Annotated in this window: 30 protein-coding genes; 11 read left to right on the top strand and 19 right to left on the bottom strand. The window is 58.0% G+C overall.

Annotated features, from left to right (window positions below; all coding sequences use genetic code 11):
- On the top strand, positions 1–312 hold the full coding sequence (locus tag FHJ80_RS01860; protein WP_139525355.1) for a YqfO family protein: 312 nt from the start codon (positions 1–3) through the stop codon (positions 310–312).
- Positions 313–347: 35 nt separating this feature from the next.
- On the opposite strand, the gene FHJ80_RS01855 is transcribed toward FHJ80_RS01860, so the two are convergent.
- Positions 348–905, bottom strand: a complete 558-nt coding sequence (locus tag FHJ80_RS01855) for an NUDIX hydrolase (RefSeq protein WP_139525354.1) — start codon at positions 903–905, stop codon at positions 348–350.
- A gap of 93 nt (positions 906–998) precedes the next feature.
- Between FHJ80_RS01855 and FHJ80_RS01850 the strand changes: the two genes are divergently transcribed.
- The 4 genes from FHJ80_RS01850 to FHJ80_RS01835 are packed head-to-tail and all read left to right on the top strand — an operon-like array spanning position 999 to position 4,550.
- A complete protein-coding gene (locus FHJ80_RS01850) occupies positions 999–1,670 on the top strand; it encodes a CoA pyrophosphatase (protein WP_139525353.1) in 672 nt (223 codons plus the stop codon).
- Positions 1,667–2,335 (top strand): 2OG-Fe(II) oxygenase, encoded by a 669-nt coding sequence (locus tag FHJ80_RS01845; RefSeq protein ID WP_139525352.1) that lies wholly within the window; start codon positions 1,667–1,669, stop codon positions 2,333–2,335. Before FHJ80_RS01850 ends, FHJ80_RS01845 begins: the two co-directional genes overlap by 4 nt.
- Before the next feature lie 20 nt (positions 2,336–2,355).
- Positions 2,356–3,885: an ATP-binding protein gene (locus FHJ80_RS01840; RefSeq protein WP_139525351.1), complete on the top strand. Its 1,530-nt coding sequence runs from the start codon at positions 2,356–2,358 to the stop codon at positions 3,883–3,885.
- Positions 3,885–4,550: a response regulator transcription factor gene (locus FHJ80_RS01835; protein WP_139525350.1), complete on the top strand. Its 666-nt coding sequence runs from the start codon at positions 3,885–3,887 to the stop codon at positions 4,548–4,550. Before FHJ80_RS01840 ends, FHJ80_RS01835 begins: the two co-directional genes overlap by 1 nt.
- A gap of 7 nt (positions 4,551–4,557) precedes the next feature.
- Here the strand turns inward: FHJ80_RS01835 and FHJ80_RS01830 are convergent, their stop codons facing one another.
- Positions 4,558–5,439 (bottom strand): L,D-transpeptidase family protein, encoded by an 882-nt coding sequence (locus FHJ80_RS01830; RefSeq protein ID WP_231125533.1) that lies wholly within the window; start codon positions 5,437–5,439, stop codon positions 4,558–4,560.
- Between the two features lie 371 nt (positions 5,440–5,810).
- Between FHJ80_RS01830 and FHJ80_RS01825 the strand changes: the two genes are divergently transcribed.
- The gene (locus tag FHJ80_RS01825) at positions 5,811–6,290 is read left to right on the top strand and encodes a PRC-barrel domain-containing protein (RefSeq protein ID WP_139525348.1); all 480 of its coding nucleotides are present in this window, start codon (positions 5,811–5,813) and stop codon (positions 6,288–6,290) included.
- A 135-nt stretch (positions 6,291–6,425) separates the two neighbouring features.
- Here the strand turns inward: FHJ80_RS01825 and FHJ80_RS01820 are convergent, their stop codons facing one another.
- Complete coding sequence (locus FHJ80_RS01820) at positions 6,426–6,848, bottom strand: OsmC family protein (protein WP_044627904.1); 423 nt, start codon at positions 6,846–6,848, stop codon at positions 6,426–6,428.
- Positions 6,849–7,089: 241 nt separating this feature from the next.
- Here FHJ80_RS01820 and FHJ80_RS01815 point away from each other — a divergent pair, with 241 nt between their 5' ends.
- Positions 7,090–7,995 (top strand): DMT family transporter, encoded by a 906-nt coding sequence (locus FHJ80_RS01815; protein ID WP_139525347.1) that lies wholly within the window; start codon positions 7,090–7,092, stop codon positions 7,993–7,995.
- Here FHJ80_RS01815 and FHJ80_RS01810 read toward each other — a convergent pair.
- From FHJ80_RS01810 to FHJ80_RS01785, 6 genes are all read right to left on the bottom strand, one after another.
- Positions 7,955–8,791: an MOSC domain-containing protein gene (locus FHJ80_RS01810; protein ID WP_139525346.1), complete on the bottom strand. Its 837-nt coding sequence runs from the start codon at positions 8,789–8,791 to the stop codon at positions 7,955–7,957. The two genes, FHJ80_RS01815 and FHJ80_RS01810, sit on opposite strands and share 41 nt — an antisense overlap.
- 88 nt (positions 8,792–8,879) lie before the next feature.
- Positions 8,880–9,875, bottom strand: a complete 996-nt coding sequence (gene gntR / locus FHJ80_RS01805) for a gluconate operon transcriptional repressor GntR (RefSeq protein ID WP_139525345.1) — start codon at positions 9,873–9,875, stop codon at positions 8,880–8,882.
- A 79-nt stretch (positions 9,876–9,954) separates the two neighbouring features.
- The gene (locus FHJ80_RS01800) at positions 9,955–10,455 is read right to left on the bottom strand and encodes a gluconokinase (RefSeq protein WP_139525668.1); all 501 of its coding nucleotides are present in this window, start codon (positions 10,453–10,455) and stop codon (positions 9,955–9,957) included.
- Between the two features lie 57 nt (positions 10,456–10,512).
- Positions 10,513–11,793, bottom strand: coding sequence for a TRAP transporter large permease (locus FHJ80_RS01795; RefSeq protein WP_139525344.1), 1,281 nt, complete (start codon positions 11,791–11,793; stop codon positions 10,513–10,515).
- 5 nt (positions 11,794–11,798) lie between these two features.
- Entirely contained in the window at positions 11,799–12,425 is a 627-nt protein-coding gene (locus FHJ80_RS01790) for a TRAP transporter small permease (RefSeq protein ID WP_139525343.1), read from the bottom strand.
- 71 nt (positions 12,426–12,496) lie between these two features.
- The gene (locus FHJ80_RS01785) at positions 12,497–13,570 is read right to left on the bottom strand and encodes a TRAP transporter substrate-binding protein (RefSeq protein ID WP_139525342.1); all 1,074 of its coding nucleotides are present in this window, start codon (positions 13,568–13,570) and stop codon (positions 12,497–12,499) included.
- A gap of 308 nt (positions 13,571–13,878) precedes the next feature.
- Here FHJ80_RS01785 and FHJ80_RS01780 point away from each other — a divergent pair, with 308 nt between their 5' ends.
- The 4 genes from FHJ80_RS01780 (at position 13,879) to FHJ80_RS01765 (ending at position 16,243) form a co-directional block, all read left to right on the top strand.
- Positions 13,879–14,328, top strand: a complete 450-nt coding sequence (locus FHJ80_RS01780) for a MarR family winged helix-turn-helix transcriptional regulator (RefSeq protein ID WP_139525341.1) — start codon at positions 13,879–13,881, stop codon at positions 14,326–14,328.
- A gap of 126 nt (positions 14,329–14,454) precedes the next feature.
- Positions 14,455–14,880, top strand: coding sequence for an organic hydroperoxide resistance protein (locus tag FHJ80_RS01775; RefSeq protein WP_139525340.1), 426 nt, complete (start codon positions 14,455–14,457; stop codon positions 14,878–14,880).
- Between the two features lie 249 nt (positions 14,881–15,129).
- On the top strand, positions 15,130–15,990 hold the full coding sequence (gene yghU, locus FHJ80_RS01770; protein WP_139525339.1) for a glutathione-dependent disulfide-bond oxidoreductase: 861 nt from the start codon (positions 15,130–15,132) through the stop codon (positions 15,988–15,990).
- 22 nt (positions 15,991–16,012) lie between these two features.
- Positions 16,013–16,243, top strand: coding sequence for a DUF2798 domain-containing protein (locus tag FHJ80_RS01765; RefSeq protein ID WP_139525338.1), 231 nt, complete (start codon positions 16,013–16,015; stop codon positions 16,241–16,243).
- 101 nt (positions 16,244–16,344) lie between these two features.
- Here the strand turns inward: FHJ80_RS01765 and FHJ80_RS01760 are convergent, their stop codons facing one another.
- From FHJ80_RS01760 to FHJ80_RS01715, 10 genes are all read right to left on the bottom strand, one after another.
- Positions 16,345–18,453, bottom strand: coding sequence for a TonB-dependent siderophore receptor (locus FHJ80_RS01760; RefSeq protein ID WP_139525667.1), 2,109 nt, complete (start codon positions 18,451–18,453; stop codon positions 16,345–16,347).
- Positions 18,454–18,609: 156 nt separating this feature from the next.
- The gene (locus FHJ80_RS01755) at positions 18,610–18,927 is read right to left on the bottom strand and encodes a DUF6693 family protein (protein ID WP_139525337.1); all 318 of its coding nucleotides are present in this window, start codon (positions 18,925–18,927) and stop codon (positions 18,610–18,612) included.
- A 71-nt stretch (positions 18,928–18,998) separates the two neighbouring features.
- A complete protein-coding gene (locus FHJ80_RS01750; protein WP_139525336.1) occupies positions 18,999–19,538 on the bottom strand; it encodes a DUF421 domain-containing protein in 540 nt (179 codons plus the stop codon).
- A gap of 61 nt (positions 19,539–19,599) precedes the next feature.
- Complete coding sequence (locus tag FHJ80_RS01745; protein ID WP_139525335.1) at positions 19,600–19,920, bottom strand: hypothetical protein; 321 nt, start codon at positions 19,918–19,920, stop codon at positions 19,600–19,602.
- Between the two features lie 52 nt (positions 19,921–19,972).
- The gene (locus tag FHJ80_RS01740) at positions 19,973–20,911 is read right to left on the bottom strand and encodes a lipid A deacylase LpxR family protein (RefSeq protein ID WP_255303854.1); all 939 of its coding nucleotides are present in this window, start codon (positions 20,909–20,911) and stop codon (positions 19,973–19,975) included.
- A gap of 304 nt (positions 20,912–21,215) precedes the next feature.
- Positions 21,216–21,755, bottom strand: coding sequence for a YaeQ family protein (locus FHJ80_RS01735; protein WP_139525334.1), 540 nt, complete (start codon positions 21,753–21,755; stop codon positions 21,216–21,218).
- Positions 21,756–21,801: 46 nt separating this feature from the next.
- On the bottom strand, positions 21,802–22,452 hold the full coding sequence (locus FHJ80_RS01730) for a glutathione S-transferase (RefSeq protein WP_255303830.1): 651 nt from the start codon (positions 22,450–22,452) through the stop codon (positions 21,802–21,804).
- 128 nt (positions 22,453–22,580) lie between these two features.
- Positions 22,581–23,354, bottom strand: a complete 774-nt coding sequence (locus FHJ80_RS01725) for an enoyl-CoA hydratase/isomerase family protein (protein WP_139525333.1) — start codon at positions 23,352–23,354, stop codon at positions 22,581–22,583.
- Positions 23,355–23,463: 109 nt separating this feature from the next.
- Positions 23,464–24,312, bottom strand: a complete 849-nt coding sequence (locus FHJ80_RS01720) for a 3-hydroxybutyryl-CoA dehydrogenase (protein WP_139525332.1) — start codon at positions 24,310–24,312, stop codon at positions 23,464–23,466.
- The gene (locus FHJ80_RS01715) at positions 24,309–25,955 is read right to left on the bottom strand and encodes an acyl-CoA synthetase (protein ID WP_139525331.1); all 1,647 of its coding nucleotides are present in this window, start codon (positions 25,953–25,955) and stop codon (positions 24,309–24,311) included. Before FHJ80_RS01715 ends, FHJ80_RS01720 begins: the two co-directional genes overlap by 4 nt.
- Between the last annotated feature and the right edge of the window lie 96 nt (positions 25,956–26,051).

The raw sequence follows: 26,051 nt of genomic DNA, 5'->3' as shown, positions 1-26,051 counted from the left end.
ATGTATAAACTTGCATTTTTCGTTCCCATTGAGAATGCCGATAGCGTCAAACGCGCCGTCTTCGAGGCGGGTGCCGGTCGCATTGGCGACTACGAGCATGTCTGCTTTCACTCCCGCGGCACCGGTCAGTTTCGACCGATGGCGGGCGCCGAACCGCATATTGGACAGGTCGGCACGCTGGAAACGGTCGACGAGTTCAAAATCGAGATGGTGTGCGCCGACGAGCATATCCGCGCCGCCATTGCTGCGCTCAAGCTGGCTCACCCCTATGAAGAAGTGGCCTACGACGTGTGGCAGCTCGCCGATCTGTAAGCGCATGGACTAGACGAATGCGCGAAGCGAACGATCTAGGCGCTGCCGAAGTAGCGCTCGCGATCCTCGGGCGTGATCTTACTGATATGCAGCGGAAATATGGCGCTTTCACGGTCGGCATAGTAGTGACGCAGCGTCCGCTCGATGGTGGGAAACGCCAGCGCGTCCCAGGGAATCTCGTGCTCCTCGAAGAGCGCCACTTCGAGACTCTCCGGCCCTGCGTCGAAGCTCCCCACCAAGTCGGCACGAAAAATCATATAGACTTGGTTGATATGCGGCAGGTCGATCAGCGTGTATAGGTCCCCAAGGGCGACCTCGGCAAACGCCTCCTCCCAGGTTTCTCGCATGGCGGCCTGCTGGGTGGTTTCGGCGTTTTCCATGTACCCCGCCGGTAGCGTCCAGTACCCTTTTCGAGGCGATATCGCCCGCTTGCAAAGCAGTACTTTGAAGCCACTGATCGGCAGCGTACCCGCCACGATGCGTGGGTTCTGATAGTGGATCGTGCCACAGCCGTCGCACAGGTAGCGGGGGCGATCGTCGCCTTCGGGAACGGCAAACCGGACTTTCTCACCACACTGACTACAAAAGTTCATCGCGTTTTCTCTACGGCTGGTGGGTCGGGGCATCAACGTGCTTGACGATGATCACCGTGGCTGGGTAAAAGAGAGCAAAGTAAAGAGACGCCTATGTTAGAGAAACTGCGCAAACGGCTGCAACAGCATACCCCTCAACGGCTAGACCACATAGCGCTGCCGGAGGCGGCCGTGCTCATGCCCATCGTCGAGCGCCCTGCTCCTACCCTGCTGTTCACACGCCGGGCCAGCCACTTGACGACCCACCGAGGTCAGGTCGCTTTTCCAGGCGGCAAACGCGAACCGGACGATGCCGACCTATACGCCACCGCCTTGAGAGAAGCAGAAGAGGAGATTGCGCTGGCGCCTGGCCAAGTGCAACCGCTCGGGCGACTGTCGGATGTGATTTCGCTTCACGGCATTCGCGTGACGCCTTGGGTCGGCCTGATTCCGCCAGACCTGCCGCTGGTCGCCGACCCTGGCGAGCTGGACGCCATCTTCGAGGTCCCGCTCAGCCACTTTTTAGACGACCAGCGCACCCATACCGATGTGATCACCGTCGATGGCGTCGCGCACTATGTGCCCAGCTATCACGTCGATGGTCACGTGATTTGGGGATTATCTGCCATGATGTTGGTGGAGCTGTTGGCCGAAGGTTTTGGAATGGAGATTGACCTTTATCAGCGCCCGCCCGGCGCCCTACGCCACTACCCTGAACGCCGTACCCCCACTAGCCGTCGCTCGGCTACGGCCAAGCGCGACCCCGCTACGAGATCAACGAAATGATTGCAACGCCTGACATGGATACGCCAGCCCTCACGCCCCAGGCCCACTTGGCGCTCGTAGACGCACTGGTGGAACAGGGTTGGTACGTCGGTAAAGGCGTGATCGACCCAGCGCTTTGCCAATCACTGCACCGGGAAATCCATCTCTTGGCCGAGCGTGACGCGCTGGATGAGGCGGGCATTGGGCGAGGCCAACAGCACCACCTGCGTAAAGACATCCGCGGCGACGCCATCCACTGGCTCGATCGCGAAAGCGACGCCCAGCGCCGCTATCTGGATGCCATGGCAGAGCTGCAGCAGTCGCTGAATCAAGCGCTGTTTTTGGGTCTGTTCGAGTACGAAGCCCACTTTGCCCACTACCCTGCCGGTGCCTTCTACCAGCGCCACCTGGACAGCTTTCGCGGGCGGGCCAACCGAGTGATTTCCACCGTCGGCTACTTGAACCCCAACTGGCCGAGCGACGGCGGTGGCGAAATGGTGATTTACCACCCCGATGACCCCACTATGGAAGTGGCCCGGGTGGTACCCGAAGCTGGCACCTTTGCCTGCTTTTTATCGGAAACCATTCCCCATGAAGTGCTCCCCACCCGCCAGCCCCGCGCCAGCATTGCAGGTTGGTTCCGTCGCAACGCCTCCATGGGTGGCGTGTTAGACCCTGCCCGCTAAACGATGAGCGAGACGAGCCCGTGAGTGCTGAAAGAGAGGTTATCCTAGCGGCAAAAGTGGCGATCCTGGAAGCGCGCAACGCCGCACTCGAAGAGGAGAAGTGCCACTATCAGTGGCTGGCCGAGAGTACGACGGATCTCATTTCACGCCACGCCCGAGACGGCACGTTTCTGTACGCGTCCCAAGCCGCTCGGGAGCTGCTAGGCTATGAGCCGGATGAACTTATCGGCGTCTCTGCGTATCAGCTGTTTCACCCAGCAGATTTGAGCGACCTGCTCAACAAGTCGCCGCGGGTGTACTATCACGATGGCTTCTATCAGCAAACCTATCGGTTTCGTGCCAAGGCAGGCCACTACGTATGGTTCGAAACCACCAGCCGTACCCGGCGAGACACTTACACCGGTGAGCTGATCGATATTTTGTGCGTCTCCCGCGACGTCGGCCGACGTATCGAAGCAGAAGCCACCCGCGAGCGCTTGACCCAAGTCGTCGAATCCACTACTGACTACGTGCTGTTTTTAGGGCCGGACCAGCAGGTATTCAGTGCCAACGAAGCCGCCCGCCGCTGCTTTGCCCTACCCGCGGCGTCGCCTACGGCGCTAAGCGCGCTGTATCAAGCCGAGTCGCTGCGCTTGCTCATCGAGGTGGTGTTTCCAGCCGTCGAACGCTACGGCTCCTGGAGCGGGGAATTGGAGATGTGCACCGAGAACGGCAGCGTGCCGGTGCTCAGCGTGGTACTGGCCCATCGCAGCCGGGGGGCCACGCCCGGCCACTACGCCTTGGTGAATCGTGATATCAGCGCCCGCAAAGCCGCTGACGCCCAGGCGCGACGCCATCAGGAGCAGATTGCTCACGCCAACCGACTGGCCGCGGCGGGGGAACTGGCCTCCAATATCGCCCACGAATTGAACCAGCCTCTCGGCGCGATTGCCAACTATACCAGCGGCGCGTTGCTAAAGTGCCAGCAGCAACCCACGCCCCTCGCCAGCGAGCTTCAACTACCTCTAGAGCGCATCGACGAGCAGGTACAGCGCCTCGCTCAGCGGCTGCGGCATCTGCGCAGCTTCGTCCGAAAGCGTAGCCATCAAGTACGCCCACTGGTGTTGGCTGACGTAGTGACGGCCGCCTGCGGGCTCTGCGACTGGCAGTACCAACAGGCAGCGGTGTGTCTAACGGTAGAGCTTCCCGCTGGGCTGCCGCGGATCTACGGCGACGCGATTGCCTTGGAACAGGTCATCGTCAATTTATTGCTGAATGCGCTTACTGCCAGCCGTCGAGTGGTTGATGCCAAAACAGTGCGCGTCAGCGCACGGCAAAGCGGCCAGCGACAAATCACGCTAAGCGTGGAGGACGAAGGGCCGGGGGTCGACCCGAGGCATCAGCCCATGATTTTTGACGCTTTTTTTACCACCCGTGATGAAGGGCTTGGCATGGGGCTAGCCATTAGCCGCACACTGGTGGAAAGTATGGGGGGCGCGCTTGCTTTGCGTGCCGACAGCGCTAAAGGTGCCTGTTTTGACGTATTTCTACGCACGGAGACCGACGTTTGATGCCCTCGGCTAACGCGCCTACGACTGCCTCTTCGCCTAAGGCTAGCGCCATCGCGGTGGTCGATGACGACGACGCGCTTCGGGAATCGCTGGTGTGGCTATTGGAATCGGTAGGGCTCACCCCCCGCGCTTTCGCCAGCGGTGACGCCTTTTTAACCACGGGGCACGAAACCTTTGGCGCGCTACTGCTGGACGTGCGCATGCCGGGTATGAGTGGTCTTCAGGTGCAACAACAGCTCGTTGACCAGGGCAGCCGCCTGCCCCTCATCATGATGACCGGTCACGGCGACGTTCCCATGGCGGTGGCAGCACTGAAGAACGGCGCATTCGACTTTATCGAGAAGCCCTTCAATCATCAGCAGCTCATCGATGTAGTGCAGCAAGCGCTCAGCCATACCGAACAGCAGCATCAACAGACCCAGGCACTGGCACGATTACAAACAGAGTTCGACGCCCTGCGCCCCAAAGAGCAGCGCATCGTGCAGCATGTTGCAGAGGGCATGACCAGCCGTGAAATCGCCGATCACATGGGCATCAGCGCCAAAACCGTCGAGGTCTATCGGCTGCGTGCCATGAAAGCGATGGGGGCGGCCAACGTGGCTGCCTTAGTGCGTCAGGCGGTAGCGCTCTCGTTGGTCCCCGCGTTGCCGCCTGATGTCGAGTGAACGTTGGTTAGCTAAGTGGCACGATCTGGCCGTTGGCGTCTTCCAGGACGCGGCTCACCTGCTCGTAGTTCGCGCGACCTTCACCTTCATGCGCTTCGATCAGGCTCACTACATTCAATAGCGTCTCCATACCAAACGCCTGCTCATCGGTCGCCGTGAACGCCTGAATGTAGGCGTCGCCTCCGACGTCCCATCCCAACTTGATCGGCGCATCGATGATGTTCACTTGGGTGCCCACTGGCACACGCCAGAAGACTGACTCGATATCCTCGGGGTGCATGCGAATACAGCCGCGGCTGGCGCGCATACCAATCCCGTCAGGTTGATTGGTGCCATGAATCAGATAACCGGGAATATCCAACAAAATGGCATATTGACCCAGCGGGTTATCCGGTCCAGGCGGTACGACCGCAGGCGGCGGGTCACCACGCTCGGCGGCCTCGCGGCGGATCGACTCAGGCGGGTACCATGCCGGATTTTCCAAGCGCATGGTGGTTTCGGTGATACCCAACGGCGTATTGTAGGCATCGCGGCCAATGCCGATGGGATAGGTTTCGACACGGGGAGCATGGCCATCTTCGGCCTCGGGGTAGTAGTACATGCGCAGCTCGGCAACGTTGATCACGATACCAGTGCGAGGCTCGTCAGGAAGGATGAACTGCCCCGGAATGGTGACCTCGGTGCCTTCGCCAGGCACCCACAGACTCACGTCCGGGTTAGCCATGCGGATCTCTTCGTAGCCCACGTTATGCGCTCGGGCAATATCCAGCAGCGTGTCCTCTTCACTCGCAGTGACGGTATACACTTCGCCCACCATATTGCCCGACTCGGGCAGTAAAAAATGGCCTTTCGGCAGCTCAGTATCGTTGGCGATCGCGCTGGCTGTCATCAGCCAAGCGCCTAATGCCACAACACCGCCAGCCAAGCGCTGTTTCAATGGCTGAAACAGCCATGAAGGGTCTGTCAGGGTCATTGGAAAATCTCTCTCTATGTCGCTATCGCTCTACGGCGATCTTGATGACGATGAAAATGAATATGCACAGCCACAGGCAGCGGGTCAATTCGCCAGACTGTCGCAGCCGTTTAATCTTTATCTAGCATTTTCTTGATATTGATTAAGAGTTTGACACAGCGATTGCAAAGAACGTCTCAGCACCTACCTTGAGAAGTGTCCTTGCACAGCGAGGTGCAGGGCAACTTCGGACAAAGAGGTGCCACGCACAGTGAGACCTCTTCACCACCACGCAAGGAGCAATCACGATGAAACCGACCTTTCTGACTACCCTCATCCTTCCCGCGCTGATGGCTACGGCAGGCATCGCTCAGGCCAATGAGGGCGGCAATGGTATGGAAGCGTCTTACCTGACCCATGCCCCAGACAACACTTTTCACTCTGACTCGCTCACGGGTAACCAAGTGCGCAGCCGTGTCGAAAACGACGAAGACATTGGTACCATCAACGATTTGATCATTGATGAAGACGGCAAAATCAACGCCGTGGTCGTTGGTGTCGGCGGTTTTCTAGGGATGGGCGAAAAGAACGTCGCCATCGAATGGGACTCTCTGGAACTGACGAAGGACGAAGATAACGAAGAGTACGTCATCTCCGTCAACGCCTCTGAAGAAGCCCTCCAGGAAGCCCAGGAGTACGAGCGCAACGATGATCTTCGCACCGAGCGCGACACCGAGATGAACAATAGCGAAGAGAACGCTAACGAGATGCGCGACACACAGAGCTAAGCAGTACTTTAACGAGTACATAGCAGCCATTGCTCGCAAAAAGGGCCTTGCCATTCGGCAAGGCCCTTCTCGTATGTGAGTGGCGACACGGTATACAACACGCTGCCAAGCGCTGCCCTAAGGCAGCGCCAGATATTAGCCTTTCAACTTGGCAGACATCGTGATATCGGCCTTGAGGACTTTAGATACTGGGCAGTTGGCCTTGGCGGTTTCGGCGGCCTCCTGAAAAGCAGCGTCGTCGGCACCGCTCACGCTGGCTTCCACGTCCAGGTGAATGCTGGAGATATCGAAACCGGCATCGCTTTGCGACAGCGTGACTTTTGCCTGGGTATCGATGGCGTCGGCGGTGTAGCCTTTCTCACCCAGGATCATCGATAGGGCCATCGAGAAACAGCTGGCATGTGCGGCGCCGATCAACTCTTCTGGGTTGGTGCCGGGCTCGCCTTCGAAACGCTGTTTGAAGGAGTAACCTGCATCCAGTACGCCGCTTTCCGTGGCGACTTTGCCTTGACCATCTTTCAAACCACCTTCCCAATGTGCGCTTGCTTTACTATCCATTCTGTTCTCCTTTCCTAGGGTAGTGTGCTTCTCGCAGGATGAACGCAGGGTTACGTTCGGTGCTCATTCAGCGTAGCTGATTCTTAGCAGCGATTCTATGTGGCTGTCGAAACCTCTAAACCCCGACGATAAAACTGCTGGCGCTTCACTGCGGACAATAAAAAGGATTCGCTGGCGGTGGCTTTGTCGTTAAGCTGTTCATCTCTTTAAAAAGACCGACATACCACGGTAAGGACACTCCATGTCATCGGCCGATACGCTGCGCTTGCTATTGCTCTCTTCGTTATGGGGATTGTCGTTCATCTTTATGCGCGTCGCGGCGCCCGAGTTCGGCCCGATACCGCTGGTGTTGGTACGAATGGGCATTGGCGCTCTGCTGCTACTGCCGCTGCTGCTGAGCCTGCACTACGTGCGTCTGATTTGGCAGCATAAGGGGCCGCTGCTGCTGCTCGGGGTAGTCAACCACGTGCTGCCTTTTTCGCTACTGGCCCTGGCCACTACCCGGCTAGAGGCAGGCTTTACTTCGCTCATCAATGCAACGACCCCCATTTTCACTGCCCTGCTGGGCGCCGCCTTCTTTGCGACCCCCGTGCAACGCCAGCAGTACCTGGGATTGGCGCTCGCGCTGTTGGGGGTGTACGTGCTCTCGGCAGACAGACTGGACTTCGCACTCGGCGGCGACGGCTGGTTCATCATCGCGATCCTCGGCGCCACGTTCTGCTACGGCATCGCGGGCAACTATTCCAAAACGCGTCTGGGCCACTTGCCCACGCGGGTGCTTGCCGCGGGCAGCAGTGCCATGTCGGCCCTGGTGCTACTGATTCCCGGCGTGCTGCTGTGGCCCAGCGACCCCATCAGCCCCTTGGCGTGGGGCAACGCGCTGGCGTTGGCCATGCTCAGCACGACACTGGCGTTCTTGCTCTACTTTGGTTTACTGGCAAGCGCGGGCGCAACGGCAGCCTCGACGGTCACCTTCTTAGTCCCCGTTAGCGCCCTGCTGTGGGGCTATTGGCTACTGGATGAAACGCTGAGTCTACAGGTCATTGCGGGGATGGTGATTACCCTACTGGGCACTGCCATTGCCACGAAAATGCTGCGTTTTAGGCCTAGCGGTGCGTTACGGAGACCGCCTCCCCCACACGAATGACGCTACCTTCCCCCGCCGTCAACGTGGCGTTTTGGCCAAAGTGTGCGCCCTTCAAGTGGGGTTGGGTATTCAGTGCCAGCAGCGTTTTCAGTGGCTCGGCTTGAGTAGGAATCGTGCCGGTCTGCTGGTCGACGGTGGTGATTTTGCAGCGCTGGCAGGGTTTACGCAGGGTGAGCTGATAGCTGCCGTTCTCGATCGTCGCCCAACCATCCTCTTGCCAGGCCTCGTCGCAATCCACCACGATATTGGGCCGAAACCGATTCATGGGCACCGGTGTATTGCCGCCCGCCACCAGCGCGTTGTTCAACGCATCCAGCGAGCCGGTAGTGGTGATCAAAAAGGGATAACCATCGGCAAAGTAGGTGTGCGCCTCGCCACCGGCCAGAAAATCGTCTTCCACCGCCCGTGTAAAGGTAGTGGCGAAACGCACCAGACTCACACCCTTGGCCGACTCACCCAATGCCGCCTCTAGCCACTCGGACACCGCCTCGCTCTCCGGCAGCGCTTTGCAGTGATCACTCCACACCGATACCAGCCGCAAGTTGCCCTTGGGCTCTTCCAGTGAAATGGAAATCGGCTCGACGGTGGGGTGAGAGAGCACCAGGGCATCGGAGGTCAACGCCACGGAGATCGTGGCCAGCGCAGGTAGCTGGCGTTGGGTGACGAAGCGTTGCTGGGCATCCACCAGCATCCAACGGCGATCCCAAGCGAGGCCGTGGGCATGAATCTCGCTCTGGGTCACATCGATCCCCCGAAGGGATTTCACTGGATAAACCGTCAATTGGGTAATGTTCACAGCGGCCTCGTACGCTTAGGGCATGGCAGAATGAACCGTTAGCCTAACGAGGTTCTGATACACCGCCAAACGATTTTTGGTCGCGCCGCTATAGCGTGTCGCCTGCTTCGATGCGGTATCCCAAATCCACGACTCTCTGCGCCAACGTCTCACCACGAATGCGCGCCAACAACGCTTTGGCGGCCGCCTCACCGATGGCTTGGCGGGGCGTCACGACACTGGCCAAGCGGGGTGACATCGCTTGGCCCACGTCGTGCCCATGAAAGCCTGCAATCGCCATCCGTGCGGGCACGTCGACGCCCTGACGCCGACACTCGAAATAAGCCCCTACGGCTACGTCGTCGTTGGTACAAAAAATGCCGTCTGCTTCTGGGTAGTCGCGCTGAATTTCCTGCATCAGCGCGGCCCCGACGGTATAGGAGGAGCGCTGGGTGCTCTGCAGGGTCACCGGCGTGAGCCCCTGCTCTTCCATGGCTTGGCGATACCCCTGCTCCCGTTGCCGGGTACGCTCATCGAGCCGAACGGCGAGGTAGATCACCTGACGACGACCGCGGCGAATCATCTCGCTGACCATGTCGTAAGCGGCGCGTACATTGTCGTAGCCTACTGCCTGCTGCAGGGGCGGGCGGTGGGTATCCATGATCTCGACGATGGGAATACCCGCCGTTTCCAGCATGCGTAGACTGCGCGGCGTGTGATCATGGTCAGAGAGAATCACCCCATCTACGTTATACGACAGTAGCGAGGCAAGGCTGCGCTCCTCGAGCTCCTGACTATAGCCGTAGTGGGAGAGCATCAAGTGATAGCCTGCCGGTTCGGTATGGGCTTCGATCCCCACGATGACGTCGGCAAATACTTGGTTGGTCAACGAGGGGACCAGTACGCCTATCGAGTGACTGGTTGCGCGGGAGAGCAGATCCGGGGCGCGATTGGGTATATAACCAAGCTGCTCGGCGATGCCGAAGATGCGCTCTCGAAGCCCTTCCGATACCGTTTCCGGGTCGCGTAAACAGCGGCTAACGGTCATCTTGGTGGCACCAACGCGATCAGCAATATCTTGTAATGTAGGGCGTTTTTTCTTCAATGGCGTCGCTGCCTTGTACAATGGATGGCGCTCGAACCCTACCATAGCGAATTGCAGGGCCCGCCGCCTATCCCTTCCTTTAGCCTAATGAACGGCGCGGCGTGGGCGCGAGCGTAGCGCTAAAACGTTCCACGATCACCGCAGGCGTTAAGCTAATGGGGAGCGTCACGGCTTCGTCTACCTGGGGCGGCTCCAAGTCGGCCAATTGGCTGGCCAACATGTTATCGCCTTTGAAAAAGTGCCCGGCGCGGGTTTCCAAGCGCTTCCGCAGTAGCTCTTGGGTACCTTCTAGGTACAAAATTCGCAGTTCGCTATCCCCTTTTCGCAAGCGGTCGCGGTAGCGCCGCTTGAGACCAGAGCAGGCAATCACCACCGATTCGCCTCGCGCTTTGAACTCAGCAAACAGCGTGGCCAGAGTTGCCAACCAGTCGCGGCGGTCATCGTCGTTTAGCGGTGTGCCGCTGGCCATTTTGGCCACGTTAGCGGGCGAGTGATGATCATCGCCATCGATGAAGGTGGCACCTAGCGTCGCAGCCAACTGCTGACCAATATGCGATTTTCCCGATCCAGAAACCCCCATGACGAGAATGCGATATGAGCCGTTATGATTTGAATCAGTCGTCACACGCGGCTCCTATCAGTTACCGCGCACGGCGGTGAGGTCGGGCAACCAAGTCACGATGCTGGGGAAGGCGATGAGCAGCACCAGCACCACAAGCAGCGCGGCATAGTAAGGCAACATGGCCTTGACCAAAGACTCCATGGAGACTTTACCCACGCCACAGCCCACGTAAAGACAGGTGCCCACCGGCGGCGTGAGTAGCCCAATTCCCAGAATGAAGGCCATGAGCACGCCAAAGTAAGCGGCATCCACACCCACCGAGGTGACGATAGGTGCCAGCATCGGCGCCATGATGACCATGGCCGGAGTCAGATCCATCACGAAACCGACGATCAGAAGCAGGGCCGCCACGATCAGCAGCAGCAAAAAAGGCTCTTCAGTAATCGCCTGTACCTGACGTACCAGGGTTTGCGGGACCATATTGATGGTCAAGAACCAGGCAATCACGGTGGCAAAGGCCAACAGCATCATCACCATACCGGAGAGCCTGGCGGTACGAATCAGCATGCCGACCAGTTCTGAGAGTTTGAACTCACGATACACCAGCAGCGAAATTGCCAGCGAGTAAAGCAGTGCAGCGACCGCCGCTTCGGTGGCCGTAAACACACCGCCAATAATGCCGCCAATCACGATGACCGGTAGCACCAGGGCCAGCCAAGCGTCTTTGAAGGCTTTCCAGAGCACGTCCCAGCGAAATTGCCGCACCCCGCCACCCTGCTTGCTGGCCAGAATGAAGGTGGTGACCATCAAGGCCGCACCGATGAGTAACCCCGGAACGATACCGGAGATGAACAGGCGGCTAATGGACGTTTCCGTGACGATGCCGTACAGAATCAGTGGAATGGAAGGAGGAATGATGATCCCGATCACCGATGAAACGGTATTGATCGCCGTGGCGTTGGCAGCGGTGTAGCCCTGCTGCTTCATCGAGGGAATCATCATCGAGCCAGTGGCCGCCGTATCGGCCACTGCCGAGCCGCTGATGCCGCCAAAGAACATCGAGCCAGTGATGGCCACTTGCCCCAAGCCACCGCGCATGAAGCCGACCAGCGCACCGGCTAACTCCATCAAACGGCGCGCGATGCCGCCGTTACTCATGACCTCGCCGACCAAAATAAAGAACGGAATGGCCAGTAGCGGGAAGCTATTCACCCCACGGATGGACTGCTCGATCAGGATGGAGAGCGGAATATCCGATAGGACGGCCATCACCAGCGCCGCGACTCCCAAACCAAAAGCGATAGGTAAGCCGATGATGATCGAGACCAATAAAATAGCCAGAAAAATCCACAGCATGTCGATTACTCCCCTTGCGCTTTGGTCGATGGGTCGTGTGGTTGAACGATCACGCGTATGCTCATCCATACCCGCCACAGTGACACGGCGGCAATGAAGGCAACGCATAGCACGAGGGAAAGACTCACAAGGCTGAGCGGCACGCCCATGATGGCCGAGCGACCGCTGGAGCGTGACAAGACTTGATAACCACCAAACACCATCACTAGCATCAACCCCGTAATGATCAGGTGCTGCAGGCAGTAGAGCATGTGTGCGAAGCGCAGCGGCAGACGCCGCACCAGCGCATCCACAGCAATATGTTCATAGCGGGCGAACGCGGCCGCCGCACCAATGAAGACCAGCCAAATGAACAGCATGCGCGCCAGCTCATCGACCCAGGGGAGCGAGTGGTTGAACAGCGAGCGGCCCACCACGTTGCTCGACACCGCGACGATCAACGCCACCAAGATCATGCCAATCAGATATTCCATACCCAGCGTTAACCAGCGAAACAGCGCAGGGCCCTGGCGCGTGTCGGTATCGATTTCAAGCAGCTTGCGATTGGGATCGTCCAGGTAAACCGAAGGATCTTCCATGATGGGCGCTGCCAAAGAGGGATCAGCGTTGGGAGGTGTTGAGGAGGATGTCATAAGAACTCCAAGGGCACTGACAAGTCGGGCAGGCACAATGGCCTGCCCGATGGCGCGCTTAATGGTGCGTATTAGTTGCTGGCATCTTCAACGATCTGTTGAATTTCAGCGATCAGATCTTCGCCAATGCGCGGTGCCCACTCTTCATAAACGGGCTGCACGGCGTCTTGGAACGCGGCCAGTTGCTCATCGCTCAGGCGAGTGATTTGCATACCGCGGGCTTCTAACTGCTCACGGGACCAGTCGTCATACTCAGCAGAGAGCTGAATTTCGTACTCGGCGGATTGACGCGCGGCTTCAAGCACCAGCTCTTGGTACTCGGGTGCCATACGGTCCCAGGTACGCTCGGACAACATCATGATGAACGGTGTATAAACGTGACGAGTTTCGGTGCCGTAATCCTGAACTTCGTTGAAGTTGGATGTCAGGATGGTGCTCCAGGGATTTTCCTGGCCATCGACCACGCCCTGCTCTAGGGCAGAGAACAACTCGCCAAACGCCATCGGCGTGGGGTTAGCACCTAATGCTTCCCAAATCGCCAAGTGCACCGGATTCTGCATGGTGCGCACGCTCAAACCGCGAACGTCCAAACCGGCGACGTCTTCCGGCGACTCGACCGGACGCGCGCTGTTGGAGAGCTGACGGTAGCCATTCTCAGAGAACGTCAATGCTTTCAGGCCGGTGCCCTCGAACTTATCCAGCATTTCCTGCGCTACGTCACTCTGCATGACGGCAATGGCGGCTTCACGGCTGGGCAGCAGGAACGGCAGATCAAAAGCAGACAGCTCTTCAACGTAGCCAGTGGTGGCTGAACTGGAGGGATAGGTCATGTCCAGCGTGCCGGTCTGCAGCATTTCCATCATCTGAACATCGTCGCCCAACTGGCTGTTGGGGAACACGTTGACCGTGATACGGCCTTCGGTGCGCTGCTCTAGAATCTCGCCAAAGTATTGGCTAGAAAGAAACTGCGGGGACGTTTCCGACAAACCAATACCCATACGAAGCGTGTGGCTACCGTGGTCGGCGACGATATCCCCATCGATGGCGGGCGGATCGGAAAGCTCGGGACTTTGGGCATGAGCCATACCAAAGGTCAGAGTCGTTGCGCCTACCAGAGTAAGCGTGCTGCGCCAAATCGCTGTCATGACGTTATCTCCAAACATTCATTGTTGTTAAATGTTGAGCAGTGGTGTACTGAGATGCTGAGCGTTTATCTGCCACCCGAGCGAGCCGCGTCTTCATTCGCTTTATCGAATAACGCGTCAATATGAATGCTGCGGCTAATCGACGGGTTACGCCTTTTTTGTTACCGGTAACATTCAATAAGCGAAGGCTAGCGATCGCTTGGCGGGGTGTCAAAACAAAACTGCTCACTTACGACCAACGTCTAGGGATAGCCACTCATCGTTTGGCGCGCTACATTACCCACTATGCATTTCGTCTGGGAGTCCACATGCCTGCGTTAGACCCTTGCAGCGAACTTGAGCTCGATCACCAGCTCTGTTTCGCCCTCTATTCTACGTCGTTGACGATGACCAAAATCTATAAACCACTTTTGAAAGAGCTAGGGCTGACCTACCCGCAATACCTCGCCATGCTCGTGCTATGGCAAGAAGATGGCATCACCGTTGGCGCGCTGAGTAAGCGACTGCTGACGGACCCTGGCTCACTCACTCCACTGCTCAAACGCTTGGAGGCGGACCAGCTACTGCGCCGCCAGCGCAGCGTGCAAGATGAGCGCGTCGTCGAGCTCTTTCTCACCGACAAAGGCCGGGCGCTGCGCGAACAGGCTCGCCACATCCCTAGCTGCGTAGTGAATGCCAGTGAGAAATCGGTCGAGGCCCTGACGCAGCTCAAAGAGGACTTAGTACAGCTGCGTGAGAGTTTGCAAAAAGCAAAATGACGACCCGCTTTTTCAATGGGAAACGTTTTTCGCTCAATTATATTGCGCGCAAAATAAAGCTGGTCTAAATTAAAACAAATCATTATCCCAGCATGACCCACTTAACGACCAAAAAAGGAGACGTCTATGTCGATTGAAACGATTGCTTATCGTGCACATGCTCACGCCAAGGGTGGCCGTGAAGGCCATGCCAAGTCCTCCGATGGCGCACTGGATGTCAAACTGAGCACCCCCAAAGAGCTGGGTGGCGCAGGTGGCGACGGCACCAACCCAGAGCAGCTGTTTGCGGCAGGCTACTCCGCTTGCTTTCTAGGCGCGCTGAAGCACGTGGCCAGCCAAGAAAAAGTCAAACTGCCCACAGATACTCAGATCGATGGTAGCGTAGGCATTGGCGCTATCCCCACGGGGTTCGGGATCGAAGTAGAGCTAAAAATCAGCTTGCCGGGTCTTGAGAAGGACGTCGCGCAGGCACTGGTCGATAAAGCGCATATCGTTTGCCCCTACTCCAATGCCACTCGTGGCAACATCGATGTCACGCTGACACTGGTGTAAAGCCGCTCTCTTTGCCGCCTTGCCAATCAGCAAGGCGGCGACACTGCATTTGCTCTGCGCTTTCTCCCACCCTTGCGGGTCATCCAGACAGCTCCTACCGTCAGTCCCCCTATACGCCCTGTATATTTTTATTTGACGAACACGCGAACTACCCTTGTACCCAGGTTTTACGTCCCCATTAAAAAGACACAACTTAGCAAGCTAGGCAATTGGTACTGCACTTTTCACCTGTTCAACAGCGAGGCTATTATGAGCGATACGACCTACACGCCACCACGGGTTTGGAAGTGGGAGCCGGGCAACGGCGGCAAGTTTGCCAATATCAACCGCCCGGTGGCAGGCGCGACCCACGAAAAGCCGCTACCCGTTGGTAAGCACCCCCTACAGCTCTATTCGTTGGCGACACCCAACGGCGTCAAAGTGACGGTCATGCTTGAAGAGCTGCTTGAAAAAGGCGTCACCGCCGCCGAATACGATGCGCATCTGATTCAAATCGGCGAAGGCGATCAGTTTGGTAGTGGCTTCGTCGAGGTGAATCCCAATTCGAAGATCCCGGCGCTGATGGATCACAGCGTGACCCCACCCCAGCGCGTGTTCGAATCAGGGGCCATCTTGTTGTACCTCGCGGAGAAATACGGAGAGTTCCTGCCGACAGACCCCGCCAAGCGCACCGAGTGTCTCTCTTGGCTGTTCTGGCAAATGGGCAGCGCACCGATGCTGGGCGGCGGCTTTGGACACTTCTACGCCTACGCACCAGAGAAGTACCAATATCCGATCGACCGCTACACCATGGAAGTCAAACGTCAGCTAGACGTGCTGGATCGTCACTTGGCCGACAACCGCTTCATGGCGGGCGATGAATACACGATTGCCGACATGGCGATTCACCCTTGGTACGGCGCGCTGGTTAAGAACCGCGTATACGAGGCGGCCGAGTTCCTAGAAGCGCATACGTACACCAACGTACTGCGCTGGACGGAAGAGATAGATGCCCGCCCCGCAGTACAGCGAGGCCGTATGGTGAACCGCACCTGGGGCGAGCCCAGCGAGCAGCTTCACGAGCGCCATGACGCCAGCGATTTTACTGAAAAAACCGAAGACAAGCGTTGATTCGCGTATTAGGAAACGCACGATGTTCGATCCGAAATACGCTCAGCTGATATTTTCATGCCTGATGGCGCTATTCATGTCATGCATCATGTCGCTGGTGATTACGTTGTATAACGTGGGCCTCGTCGAGGGAATCGTGATGATTTGGCTCAAAGCGTGGCTGTTTGCCTTTGCCGTCGCGCTGCCGGTCATCAATCTAGTCTCTCCTATCGTGCGGCGTTTAGTGAAGCTGCTGATCAAGCGGCCACACTAACCGTGGCATCACGTCGAGTTCCAAAAAACAACGGGGCCTGCGATGAGCAGGCCCCGTTGTGTATGTGACGCTCCGCCAACGCGCGTCACGCATCGTTTGCCTTAAAACTGATAGCGTACGTTGGCCGTGACGCTGCGGCGGTCGCCGTAGCCACAGTCGCCGCCGTCATAACGACACCAGGAGACGTACTCTTCATCGGTGGCATTTTTCAGGTCCACCGAGAAGTCCCACTCGCCCATAGTGTAACCGACCATCGCATCGTATAGCGTGCTAGAGGGCACCACCGGCGCGCCGCCAGAGCCGACGTTGTCACCGACATAGCGCACGCCAGCGCCAATACGCCAGTTACTGCCAACGTACAGGCGGTTCCACCAGGAAGCCTGCTCTTCGGCTACGTAGGGTAACCGGGTGCCGGTACTATCGTTGCTAGCGTTCAAGTTAGTGTAGGCCACCTGGGTCTCAAACTGCTGCCAGCGCTTGTTCACCTGTAGTTCCCAGCCATCGACCACGGCACCTAGCTGTTCGACACCGCCGGGGGTAACGCCGTCGCTAATACGGTTTTGCTGAGTGATGTCAAAGTAAGCTGCGCTCACGGCCAGAGACTGATCAGGAGAGACGTACTTGAAGCCAACCTCTTCTTGGTCACCGGTCGTGGGTTTCAACGGACTCGGATTGGCCGTACCGTCGGTGCCCAAGTTCATGGCGAACGCTTCCGAATAGCTCACGTAAGGCGAGAAACCGTTATCGAAACGGTACATCAACCCCACGCGGCCCGTGGTTTCGCCCTCATCGCTGACGCTATCCGGCCCAGACAGCGCCAGCGTCCGGTTCTCCGCCCAGTCACGACGCAGGCCAGCAGACACCACCACCGGCCCCACCTCGATATGGTCGGCTACGTAGATGCCGACCTGCTCGATTTCATTATCCGGACGATCGGTGGGGTTCAATGAATCTAACTGCAAGTTGCCATATTGGGGATTGTAGACGTTGAACTGACCACCACCACCGGGCACCGAACTATAGTTATCCTGCGACCAGCGGGCGTCCTGACGGTCGACACCCGCAATGAGCGTGTGCTGGGTGTTACCGAGTTCGAACGAGCCTTCCAGACGAGCATCCATATTGAGAATACGCGTTTGGGCATCCGCCGTAAAAATGGTGCGACTGACATTGCCATCCGCATCGGGAATACTGGGAATGTCGACCCAGTGCTCGCGGGTCTCGGTACTGGAGTCGGTATAGCGCGCGGTGGCGGCAAACGCCCAATCATCGTTGAGCTGATGATCGACGAACAGCGTGGTTTCGGTTTTTTCGCGGTCATAACGATCCCAACCAGGCTCTCCGACGAAGCGTTCCGAGCCAATGAAGCCGAGTGACCCTGGTTCTAAGGTGCCTACTTGGGGAAGAAACTGTGCCGACACCTGCCCCTTGTTCTCCTGACGATTGAACAGCAGCGTGATATGGGTGTCATCGCTGGGGCGCCAGGTAAATGAAGGCGCAAACAAATAGCCATCATCTTCGACGTGATCGACCTGGGTATCGCTATCGCGGGTCAACGCGACGAGCCGATACAGAAACTCACCATCCTCATCAGCGGCCCCCGTCACGTCCAGTGCGAGCTGCTTGCGGTCATAAGAGCCATACTGGGCCCATATTTCACCGCTGCGCTCCTCTTGCGGCAGCTTCGAGACACCGTTGATGATACCGCCCAGATCCGCTTGACCGTACAGCATGGAAGAGGGACCGCGTAGCACCTCTACGCTCTCTAGAGCGTATACATTGGTGCGAACCGTATTGTAAGAACCGTATACTTGACGCAGGCCATCCAAATAGCGACCGGCATCCAGCCCGCGCACTTTGGCGCTGTCGCCACGGGTGTCGAAGCCAAAGTTGCCCGCATAGACGCCGGGAGTATAAAGCAGTGCATCCTGAATGTTTTTAGCACCGCTATCCTGAATGAACTCCTGGTCGATGACGGACATGGAGTAAGGCTGCTCGGCCAGGGGAACATCCAACTTGCCTACGCCAGGTTCGCGCTCGGCGTCGCTATAACCAAAGCGGCCTGCAGCGTCTGCAGTCACTTCCACTGTTTCTAAATTGACGCTATCAGACGCATTGTCTTGTGCATTGGCTGCCGATACCGAAGCAGCAGACGCAAGGGCGACCGCAACGCTAAGTGACCGCAGTCGAAAGCTAGGTGTGGTTTTCATCATGTAGATCCCAGAGCGAATATTAATATTAATGATAGTAATTTTTATTCACGCAAATATAGGGAGTTGTACATGGGTTGTCAATCACACACACTCCCCTGCCGATGCTCGGCAGAGGGAGTGTCGTGGCGCTATTGGGAAGTACAACCGGAGAGATTACTGCAGGCGAGCGTTATTCAGGGCGTAGTTCCACACCCGGTAAAAGTAGAAAATATAACCAAGTCCCAAGGTGAGAAACGAGATCACCATCCATAGAATGATATGCCCAAAATTACTAAAAATATTGATATCGCACACCATTCTCCGCTCGATGCCCGTCGTGTTATCGATCACACGGGTGCGATTGATCACGAAGCGAGCAAACGAATAAGGAAAGAAAAACAGCGCGATGCCAAAGGTAATCAGGGTCAATACCACCCAAATCAACAAATGGCCGATGATGTCCAAAATCGAAAGATCCGCTTTTACGTTCACGGGTTGCCCTTGCACGGTAATAGAAAGAGGGAGCGCAGCGTACCATCGTCGAAGCTCGCCGTGAACGATGACTATCGCTCCCAGCCTTCACACCTCGCCCCTCGCACGCCAGCCAGACTGGACTCATCTGCTCGGCGACTACGCTTCACCACACTCAGCGAGCCATCGGTCTCCAGCACCACCGCCTGGGCAGCGTCGAGGCTGGCTAACCCGCTACTGCGCACGGCAGAGCGAACTTCATCGCGTGTTACCCTCGCCCTGTAGAGCGCGTCGAGCAACAGCTCGCCCTCGTACAGCAGCAAGAGCGGCTCACCGGTGACTACCCGTTTGACCCAGCTCACGCGCACGCTTAGCCACGTAATTATGAACTGTAGAGAAATCAGTAACCCCAACGCCAGCGCCCCTTCGGCCAGCGCCACGTCTTTGGACAACAGTACCGTGGCCAGCGTCGAACCCAGCGCCACTGTCACAATCAGATCGAAGGCGTTCATTTTGGAAAGCGTACGGTTGCCTGACAAGCGTAAAAATACGATCAGCACCGCGTAGGCAAGCACGCCTACGATCAGCGTGCGACCTAAACTTTCCCAACTGCTAAAAAAAACCATCTCCATATGTCACTACTCCTGAGTGAAGACATCTATCTCTTCCACTGCTCAGGGTAGCAACCATGGGTTAGGAGCGCGACGCCCACCACTGGGCGTAGGAGCTATTGTGAGGCGCAAGGCCACCTTCATCGGGCGCGCCATCTTCCCACCATACGGGCCCGCGCTCCCCTAATGCTTCTTTCGCTGCTTGTACCGCTTGACGCGCTTGGCGCAGCGCATGTTCATCTTCCTGTTGCTGAGCGCTGCTTACCTCCCGACGCGCCTTCATCAGCGCTTTGATATGGAGGCGCTTCTCCTCTTCCGAGAGGCGCGGGTCGGTGCAACGCCAAAGCCGATTCTTGGAAACGAAGTAGCGGCCATCTGGCGTATGAGGATACTGATTGGCCATCGCCCCCCCTGTTAGCCCCTAAAGCCGCGTCCACCGGCTATCGATGAAGGTCTTAAAAGCGTTTGGTGAGTGTTAGTGCGCCAAATTTATCCTGCTCGTCTTGCCCATCGAATTCTCGGGTCCGCTGAACGGCCGCGTAGGTCACCTGCCACTCTTCCCAGGCCAGTGCCAACCCGGCAGACGCCTCGGCCACCCATTCGTTGCGATCGACCGAGTGGCTGTTGCGGAAAGTGTTGCCATCGAGCGTCAGGTTTTGCGCCATGTAGTACCCTTCCACGTTCGCAAACAGGTACCACTGCCACCCGCGGGTGCCCTCGAGCTGATGGCGGCTGCCAGGATTGGGCGTTAGCGTCGGCACTCCCTGCGCATCGTCCCCCCAACGCACGCTATAACCCGCGCTGGCGTAGGTATACAAATTACCCAGCGCCGCGCCAACGCTTGGCCCATGAGAAAACTGCTTGCCGGCCAATGGCGCATCATGCCACCACTGGCGGCGCATGGTCAGGTTGAGGATGGCCTCGTCACCCAGCTGGTTACGCCAACCGCGCGGACGGTCGCTGTCGGTCACGCGGTGCACTTCGCGCTGAATACTGTCTGCCAGTGATGAAGGCCCCACCAAACCAACGTCTAGATGCAGATCCGTCGCCTGCTGCCAGCGGCCTACCGCTTTATCCTCGTAAAGCGACACCCCCCCGTACACTAACCCCGCATAGGGGCGGTCGTCTTCGATCAAGTCGCGGCGCTCGATCACATTGGGAGTGTAAATTTGATGTACCAAGCGATACGAGGCGCGATCCGCTTCGCCAATCAGGCTATCGGGTAACGCCACAGCCAAACGCTGGGTCCAGCTTTGCGGCTCGGGGGTAAACATCCAGTTCAGCTCGAAACCGCTGGTAAAGTGACCATCATCACTGCTGGCAAACCCATCGTTTTCGAACTTGATGGACAGCGCACTGTCGTCGGCGGGCGCCACGGCGGGCAGCAGGGTCATAGGCAGCACCAGCGGCAGGATGGCTTTACGGAGACCTCCTGCGTAGCGCTTTTTCTGATGAACAGGGGCGTTACCACGGGCAACGCGGGAACATAGAACAGAGGGCATCATGGCTCATTCCTTGAGTTGAGTGCTGAAGCAGGTAGTCAGGGACACAGGGGAGCAACAAACATTGCTGATTGTATGTAATTACACAATTAGATAGCAAGCTACATTGCTTTGTCGCATCCACCGTGCCCAAAAGAAGTCCCTTTCATGGCGGGCAGACCCACCGCCCGACCATCAAAACTTAGCACAAGATGCTTCAACGCTCCCGCAATAGCCACTGCGGGGTGATCTCATGCTGGCCATTTTCATCGGTGATGAACAGCGAACCGTCGCTAACCATGACGGCCCAATTAATCGCACGGGGAAGATCTGCAGCAACGGTGGCCAGCGCCTCTTGCGGCAACCCTGCGACGTGAACATTTTTCAGTGAGGCAACGGCCGGTAGCACCTTACTCTCCCAGATATCGACGCGGCCATACGCCAGCAGGGACACCCGCTCAGCGCGGCGCGAGCACCAGGTCAAACGCTCGGCGTCGGGTAGACCGACCTCGATCCAGTGCAGCACTCGGCCATCCAGGCTTTTTTCCCATAAGGCGGGTTCGTCGACATCCGATAACCCACGTCCAAATGCCAGCGATTCGCTGTACCACAGGACATAAGCAATCAGCCGAGCGCATAAACGTTCTTCCGTTTCGGAGGGGTGGCGAGCCACCGTAAAGCGCAGCGTTTCGAAAACGCTGCGGTCCAGGTCGGTCAGGTTAACGTCGACTTTATAAGGGGTAGCGCTCAGCGCCATGGCGAAGGTCTCGTTCGAAAAAGAAGTGGCGCGCAGTGTAGCGGATTTATGGCTCTCCCGCCGCGCTGCGTTCATCGCTAATGAGCGTAGCGTTTTTCACCGTTTCCTCTTCATGCATCGGCTCGCGCCATGTCTCTTTTAGAGCAGCCTCGTACCACTCCTGCATGGCGGGTAGCGCCAATAGGCGCTTTACATAGGCAAGTGAGGCATCGCTTAGCGGCAGGTTGAAGGTTTGTATCCGAAACGCAACAGGGGCGTAAAACGCATCCACCGCAGTAAAGTGCTCGCCTGCCAGAAACGGGCCGCCAAAACGCTCGAGCCCTTCTTGCCACAGCGCATCCAACCGGGCCAAGTTGCTTTTCAGCCCTGGAGAGAGCGCGTTCATTGTCACGCGAACGCCGCAGTTCATGGAGCATTCATCCCGTAATGCGCCAAAGCCACTGTGCATCTCAGCACTGGCAGAGCGTGCCCACGCCCGCGCAGCACGTGCCCGAGGCCATACGTTGGCGTGTGTTTCCGCCACATACTCCACAATCGCCAGCGAGTCCCATACAGCCACACTGTGCTCGCTATCCACTAGGCATGGCACCAAGCCAGACGGTGAAAAGCGCTTGAACGTCGCGAGGCTCTCCCCAAAGCCACCCTCGAAAGGCATCAAGTGCTCGTTAAAGGGGATCTCCAGCGCCTTCAGCAGCACCCAGGGGCGCAGCGACCAAGAAGAGTAGTTCTGTTGGCGATATATAGGTCGAACATGCTGCGCTCCTTGTAACAGTAAAAAGGGTGGCGTTTCGCCACCCTTCTCTAATTAAACGAGACTACCGCAATTTAGAAGTTGGGTTTGCGCTTCTCGACAAAGGCGCTCATGCCCTCTTTCTGCTCTTGGCCTGCAAAGCAGAAGGCGAATAGGCTGGTTTCCAGGGCCAGGGCGCTATCGAGATCCTGGTCCATGCCGTCGTGGACGGCTTGTTTGGCACCGCGGACCGACTGCGGGCCGTTGCCCTTCAGCTGCTTGGTGAGCTCTTCGACATAGCTCTCAAGCTCGGCCTGGGGCATCACGCGGTTCACGAGGCCAATGCGCAGCGCTTCCTGGGCATCGATTTTGCGCCCGGTGGTAACCAGATCGATCGCCATGGCGGGGCCGACACGACGCGGCAGACGCTGGGTGCCGCCAAAGCCAGGAATGACGCCTAACAAGACTTCCGGCTGGCCGAAGACGGCGTTGTCGCTGGCGACGGCCCAGTCACAGGCCAGCGCCAGTTCGCAGCCGCCGCCAAGGCAAAACCCGTTGACCAGCGCGACCACCGGCACGGGCAGCGTTTCAAGACGCTTGATGGTACGCAGCGCTTGGCTGGCAAAGGCGCGGGCCTCTTCGGGAGTTTTATCACGCATTTCGGTGATATCGGCTCCGGCTACAAAGGATTTTTCTCCAGCACCGGTAATCAACACCGCCCGCAGGCTGGGGTGCGCTTCGAGTTCGACCAAATGCGCTTCCAAGGCGCTGAGCACGTCGCTGTTCAACGCGTTCAAGGCTTTGGGGCGATTGATGGTCAGGCGCACCACGCCGTCGTTATCAACCTTCTCGATCACTGCGTCGCTCATAGTGGCTCCTTGATTGTTATTGCGCGTAGAAGTGGTAACCACTCAACCCTAGCGAACGCTTGGTTGGGTGGCAATCACTTCTTTTGTCGCGCTTCGACCCAGCCGCTGGCTACTCGTAGATATAGAACCCACGGCCGCTCTTACGCCCCAGGTAGCCTGCGGCCACCATGCGTTTGAGCAGCGGGCAGGGGCGGTATTTCGGGTCGCCAAAGCCTTCCTGCAGCACGTCCATAATCGCCAAGCACACATCCAGGCCGATCAAATCCGCCAGCGCCAGCGGCCCCATGGGGTGCGCGGCACCTAGCTTCATGGCGTCATCGATGGCTTCCGGTGTCGCGGTGCCCTCCTGCACGATAAACGCGGCTTCGTTGATCATCGGCACCAGCAGGCGGTTCACGGCAAAGCCCGGCGCGTCGCCTACCGGCACGGCGGTTTTGCCCAACGCTTTGGCCAGCGCTTCGATGCGCTCCACGGTGGCATCCGAGGTCTGCTCGGCGCGAATCACTTCCACCAGCTTGAGTACCGGCACCGGATTGAAGAAGTGCATGCCCACTACCCGCTCAGGGCGCTCGCACACCGCGGCCAGGCGGGTGAGTGACAGCGAAGACGTGTTAGAGGCCAGAATGGCATCGCTGCTCAGATGGCTGAGATCGCGAAACAGTTTCTCTTTCAACGCAGGCTGCTCGGGAGCTGCCTCGATGATCACGCTGCAGTCGCTCAGCGCATCTAGCGCCGTGGTGGTCGAAAGCCGAGCCAGCGCCTCCTGTTTGCCCTCAGCGGTCATCTTCTCTTTGGTAACGAGCTTCTCGAACCCTTTATCGATCACGCTCTTGGCGCGGGTGAGCTGCTCGTCGGCGACATCGTACAGCCGCACGTCAAAGCCACTGGCCGCTACCACCTGGGCAATGCCCTGCCCCATGGTGCCTGCGCCTACCACGCCAACCCGTTGTTCGCTCATTTCGACTCCCCTGACTGGTGCTGTTTGGCTTCTTCACGCAGCACGAATTTTTGAATTTTGCCCGTGGACGTTTTGGGTAGTTCGCTAAACACTACCGTTTTCGGCACTTTAAAGCTTGCGAGATGCTCCCGGCAGTGGGCGATGATATCCGCCTCGGTGACTTCGCCGTAGCCTATTTTCAATTTCACGAACGCACAGGGCGTTTCGCCCCACTTGTCGTCCGGCTTCGCGACCACGGCGGCCTCTTCCACCGCGGGATGGCTGTAAATGGCATCTTCCACTTCGATGGTAGAGATGTTTTCACCGCCGGAGATGATGATATCTTTCGAGCGGTCTTTGATCTCGATATAGCCATCGGCATGCCATACCGCCAAGTCGCCCGTGTGGTACCAGCCGCCCTCCAGGGCTTTTTCCGTCGCCTCGGCGTTTTTGAGATACCCCTTCATCACGTTGTTGCCGCGCATCAAGATTTCGCCCATGGTGCGGCCATCTTTTGCAACCGGTTCTAACGTCACCGGATCGGCCACGCAGAGCGCTTCCAGCATGTGGTAGCGTACGCCTTGGCGGGCCTTGATTTTGGCCCGAGATTCCAGCGGCAGCTCGTTCCACGCCTCGCGCCAAGCGCACACAGTCACCGGGCCATACACCTCGGTAAGCCCGTAAACGTGGGTCACTTCGATGCCCAGCTTTTCCACCCCAGCAATCACCGAGGCGGGCGGCGCAGCCCCTGCGGTGGTCACTTTCACCGGATGATCGAACACCCGCTTTTGATCGGCGGGCAGGTTGACCAGCCCATTGAGCACGATCGGCGCGCCGCTAAAGTGGGTGACGCCCTCCTCAGCGATCAGGTCGGTGATGCGTTTGGGGTCGACTTTGCGTAGGCACACGCTGACGCCTGCATTGGCGGCAATGGTCCAGGGGAAACACCAGCCGTTGCAGTGGAACATCGGCAGCGTCCACAGGTACACCGGGTGATGGGGCATGGCCCACTCGAGAATATTACTCACCGCGTTCAGGTAGGCGCCGCGATGGTGATACACCACGCCTTTGGGTTTGCCCGTGGTCCCTGACGTGTAATTGAGTGAAATGGCCTGCCACTCGTCGCTCGGCAGTTGATAGGCATACTCAGGATCTCCCTCGGCCAGCAGCGACTCGTACTCCAGCTCGCCGATGCCTTGGGTCTCGCCCAGGAATTCCGGGTCGGCCACGTCGATGATCAGCGGCTTGCTTTCCAATTTGGCCACCGCCGCCTGAATCACCTCGGCAAACTCAGAATCCACTAGAATCGCTTTGGCTTCGCCGTGGGCCAGCATGTAGCCAATCGCGTCGGCATCGAGACGAATATTCAGCGTATTCAGCACGCAACCCGCGAGCGGCACGCCAAAGTGCGCCTCGAACATGGCGGGAATATTGGGCAGCATGGCGGCCACCGTCTGCCCTGGCTGAATGCCACGCTTTTCCAGCGCCGAGGCGAGCTGGCGACAGCGTGTCCAGGTCTCTGCCCAGGTACGGCGCGTCGTGCCATGCACCACAGCCGGATAATCGGGATAGATGGCCGCCGAGCGCTCGATAAAGGTAAGCGGCGAGAGCGGCACATGGTTGGCAGCGGTTGGCGGTAAGTCTTGTTCAAAGATGGAGGTCATGATCGGTTCCTGCACTCTTGGTTTTATTATTGAAGATCTTAGTATGCGCGACGTTCGCCAATCGGCGATGCCTGATGAACGCCGCCGCCTAAAAGG

Origin of the sequence: Halomonas sp. BL6 (genome assembly GCF_006228115.1) — a bacterium.
Classification (GTDB): Bacteria; Pseudomonadota; Gammaproteobacteria; order Pseudomonadales; family Halomonadaceae; genus Vreelandella; species Vreelandella piezotolerans.
Note: the sequence above shows the minus strand (reverse complement) of the source record. Positions and strands in the feature narration are given on the sequence as shown.